General features: G+C 60.4%; 3 protein-coding genes. 2 read left to right on the top strand and 1 reads right to left on the bottom strand.

Annotated features, from left to right (window positions below; all coding sequences use genetic code 11):
- On the bottom strand, positions 1-1,983 hold a 1,983-nt coding region (locus ACIREA_RS27655; protein ID WP_397385552.1), incomplete at its 3' end, for a TolB family protein.
- 417 nt (positions 1,984-2,400) lie between these two features.
- Here ACIREA_RS27655 and ACIREA_RS27650 point away from each other — a divergent pair.
- Entirely contained in the window at positions 2,401-2,757 is a 357-nt protein-coding gene (locus tag ACIREA_RS27650; protein ID WP_397385551.1) for a hypothetical protein, read from the top strand.
- 103 nt (positions 2,758-2,860) lie between these two features.
- Positions 2,861-3,985 carry an Ldh family oxidoreductase gene (locus tag ACIREA_RS27645; RefSeq protein WP_397385550.1) on the top strand — a complete coding sequence of 375 codons (1,125 nt, stop codon included), beginning with the start codon at positions 2,861-2,863 and terminating at the stop codon, positions 3,983-3,985.
- The last annotated feature ends 248 nt before the right edge of the window (positions 3,986-4,233 follow it).

Raw genomic sequence — 4,233 nt, 5'->3', positions numbered from 1 at the left:
CTGCGGCGCTTCCGTGATGGGCTTGAGCGCTGCGGCCTTCACCGGACCCGCGCTGCTCAGGCGACTGAAATAGACATCGTTGTCAAAAGGGTCCTTGGTTGCGTCCAGCGCGGCATTGCCACCTTTGCCACCCGGGTTCCTGGCGCGGTTGAACTCGTTCATGCGGTCCATGCGGTGGTCGCTGCTATGAGCGATGAAGAGATTCTTCGGTCCGGCCGCGAGAGCAGGGAGATTGTACATCAGATTGTCACTGTGCGGAATGGTGATGGGGCCTACCCACTCGGCACCGTCGAGATACGCCGCCACGCTGCCCCAGGCGCTGCCCAGCGGGCTGCGGAAACTGTTCAAGCGTGTGCGCGCGATGAGCCAGATGCGCCCTTCGGCATCGCAGATGATGCGGCCCAGGTTGTTGTAAGTCTGCGGGCCTGTGGCCTCCGCATGCGCACCCGGCGCACCTTTGCGCGCGGCGGGCTGCTCAAAGGCGAGGCCATCCGGCACTTCAGGTGATTTCGGTGGTGCAGCGGCGGTCACATCCGCGCCGCGACCTTTGCCTTTGCCCTTGCCGCGCGCTCTCGCGGCCACCGCTCCGGGCAGCGCCTCGGCGATGTTTCCCTGCGGTTCCTGCCACGCCCTCCCATCCCACACGGCGATGCCGATTTCACGACTGCGATACAAGCCGATGCCGTCATTGCTGTCATACGCACCCCAGTCCTTGCCCCAGGTCGCACCGCTCTTTTCATAGGCCACCCACACGCTGCCCTGATGATCATACGCCACGGACGCACGCGCTTCATACTGCGCGGTGTTCGCCACCGGCATGGACTTGAAAGGGTCCTTGCCATCGGCTCCAAAAATGGCAAGCCAGATGTCATAATCGCCCTTCTCATAAGTATCCCAGGCCAGCGCAAACTGCCCGCTGCCACCCTCGGCGCGTGGATCAGTGCTGAGGGATGGATTCCAGCAGTTGCCGCTGCTTTTGGAAACCGTCTGCGTGGGTGCCCAGGCATCGGCGGCATGCGTGCGCGTGCGGATCTCAAACTTGCCCTCATGCGCCGCCATCCACGCCACCAGCACAGTGTTCTTCGTCGAATGCGCGATCACAGGGCACAGATCATTGCCGGGAGAGTTCGAGAGGTTTTCCACTGCGCCAAGTTTGCCATCGCTGAAGTGACGCGTGAAGATCTCAAAGTTCCCATCCACGCGCTCGCTCCACACGATCCATGCGCCGCCTTTGCCATCCATCGACACCGCAGACTTGTAGATGTCCTTGCCGGTTTCCGTGACGGCGATGCGCTCGTCCTCCCACTTGTTGGTTTGGCGCACATGCAGCCAGAGTTGATCACCGCCCGCGGGCTGTCCTAGGTAGGCAAAATCTTCCGGCTCCTTCTCCAAGCGCTTCGCTCGCTCATCTCGGTCAAGACCCGGCGTGAAGCTCTGATACACCAGGTAGGCATGGCCAGTGGCACCCACGGCCAGGGCAGGGAAGTCATCTTCCGTGCGCTCCGGCGACATCTTGCGCAGGTTGAAGGCCGTCTGCTGCACTGCCACGCGGCCCTCCAGCAGATCCAGCGCCTCGCCGGGTTTCACATCCGCCAGCTTGAAGGAGATCTTGCCCTGCGCGGTGGTCACCTCCACGCTGCTCTCCGGCGTGACGTCCTTCAGCTTCACAAACACCCCGTTTTCAAAAATGGGGCCGAGTTGCCTGGCCATCGCGCCGATCTTCTTCGGATTGTTCCCCCGCGCCTTCGCATTTGCGCCCACAGGCGTGCGGCTGCTGGCCTGCCACGCATCCTTGCCCTTGATCGTGTCCCGCTGCTCAAAACGGTAGCCGCTGACTTCCTGCACCTCTCCCGGTGTCACCGTGATGGAGCCATCCCACACCGTGGTTTCTTTGTCATTGAGACCCAACTGGATCAGTAGTTCGGTGTCTGCGGCAGCGGCCATGCCGCCAAGCATCAGGAGAGGGAGAAGAAGGTGTTTCATGGGCAGGAGGCGGCGTAAAACGCAGTCAAACCACCAATCTCGCGCCGAGTTTTAAAGAAGAATGTATGGACAAAAGGCAGGAGATGGCCAGTGGCGCTGGGTCATGCAGGACTCCATGCACAGTCCATAGCTAAAGCCCGGAGTGATGCCAAAACCACCGGATCACGCGCGCATCATTGCTTTATGAGATGGAGTCTCATGGGCAACTGCAAGCCACGTCACGATGACTGATTTATTCCTGCACCACTTGCGATTCCAGCATTGACTCAAAGCGCGTGGCTGAATTAAAAAAGTTGAATTGGAAATATTGCCCTCGGTTCTTGGTAAAAGAACTGCTTGGAATGCGTTTTTCCAATGCCGTGCGCGCTGCGGCTTCTCGTCCAAATACATCACATCATAAAACACGTCAGACACCACATGAAGAAAACAGCACTCTCCCTCCTCTGCCTTGCCATCAGCCTCAGCACCGCCTCGGCAGACGATCTCATCAAAGGCGCGATGAAGAAGAATTGGAAACCCGAAGACGCCGTCGCCAAGAAGGTAGGCAAAGGCGAAGCCACCGACGCCGAACTCGACTCCCTGATCAAATGCGTGCAGGCCATCTGCGCCGCCACACCGCCACGTGGCGAGAAGGCCGCCTGGGTGGAAAAGTGCAAGGCCTTGGTCGGCGCTCTTCAGAAGGTGAAAGCCAAGGACGCCGTCGGCATCAGCGAATTCAAGAAGGCCAACAACTGCAAGGCCTGCCACGACGTCTTCAAGCCTGTCGCCAAATAAGGCTGGCTCAGCCCTGACTTCCGGAGGCTCCGCTCGCAAGAGCGGAGCCTTCTTTATTTCTGCTTCTTGCGTGTCCGGGCGGATGCTCCAATATCCGCCAACCATGCCCACCACGTACCACATCGTCCCCACTGAAGCCCACAACGATCTCGTTCGCGCCGCCTACAAGCATCGCGGCTACACTCAGGCGGAGGCCGATGACGGCGCACGGTTTTGCGAAATGGCCTCTGCTCATGGCATTCGCACCCACAACGCCATCAAGGCCCTGCATCTCGATCACCTCTTCGGCAGCGCCACCGGCGGCTGCAAGCCTGGCGCGGAGATCGAAGTCATAAAGAAGCCCTTCGCCGCCAGCGAAGCCTGGGACGGCAAGCTCAAGCTCGGCCAGAGCGTCGCCTTCAGCGCCATGGAGCGCTGCATGGAAATGGCCGACAAATACGGCATCGGCCAGGTCAGCGTGGACAACGCTTTCCATTACCTCTGGGGCGGCGGCTACGTCATGGACGCAGCCAAGAAAGGCTACATCGCCTACACGAACTGCACCTCCACCCTTGGCGAGGTCGTCCCCTTCGGCGGCAAGTTCCCAGTGCTGGGCACGAACCCCCACTCATGGGGCCTCCCCACGCAGGACGCCTGCGGCTTCCCCATCGTTATCGACTGGGCCACCTCCACCGTCGCCATGGGCCGCGTGCAGCAGCTCAAGCGCGAAGGCAAGCCCCTTCCTCCTGGCGCTGCCGTGGATGCCGCTGGCAAACCCACCACCGATGCCAATGAAGCCGCCTGGCTGCTGCCCTTTGGCGCACACAAAGGCTACGGCCTCTCCCTCCTTATCGAAGTCATGGGCGGCATGATCGGCGGCGGCCTGCCCACCCTGCGAGGCGGCGGTGCCCATCCCGACATTAAAGGGAAGCCCTTCCCAGCCGGTGAAAAGCGCACCAGCAGCTTCTACTTTCAGGTCATCCACCCCGATGCCATCAGCACCGGCCTCTTCTCCAACGGCCGCAACTTCAACGAGAACATCAAAGCCGTGATCGATGACATCCTCGGCCACGGCAACGAAGCCTGCATGCTCCCCGGCCAGCCCGAAGCCCAAAACGCCGCCCACACCGCCAAAGCCGGCGGCCTCCTCTTCAGCACCGCCGAAGTCGAAGCCCTCAACGAGATCGCCGATGAAGCAGGCATGCCACGCTTCGACGTTGCGGCTCTGAGCACGTATGATGTGCCGTGATGGTGAGAGAACCATGGACATTAGGGGCAATGGTCTTGCATTACACTAATACTTAGTTGTATTTGCTAGTTTGGCGCCTTTTCGTAATGCTTCGAAAGCTCCGGCGAAAGCGTGGGTTCCTGACGCGCTGGGGAGTGGAATGCCGTGTGGGTTGTATCCCGAGTGTGACATGCTTGGTGCATGAAAATCTTGAGTGCATCCACTCGGGGATGCTTTAGGGGTATTGCATGGTACCTGTTTCGCGCTAT

Source organism: Prosthecobacter sp., from assembly GCF_044373815.1.
Taxonomy (GTDB): Bacteria; Verrucomicrobiota; Verrucomicrobiia; order Verrucomicrobiales; family Verrucomicrobiaceae; genus Prosthecobacter.
This window is presented reverse-complemented; position numbering and strand designations above follow the sequence as displayed.

Bases quoted from the DNA above. Each gene is read 5' to 3' on its own strand.
- ACIREA_RS27645 (WP_397385550.1), top strand. From the start codon at position 2,861: ATGCCCACCACGTACCACATCGTCCCCACTGAAGCCCACAACGATCTC.
- ACIREA_RS27650 (WP_397385551.1), top strand. From the start codon at position 2,401: ATGAAGAAAACAGCACTCTCCCTCCTCTGCCTTGCCATCAGCCTCAGC.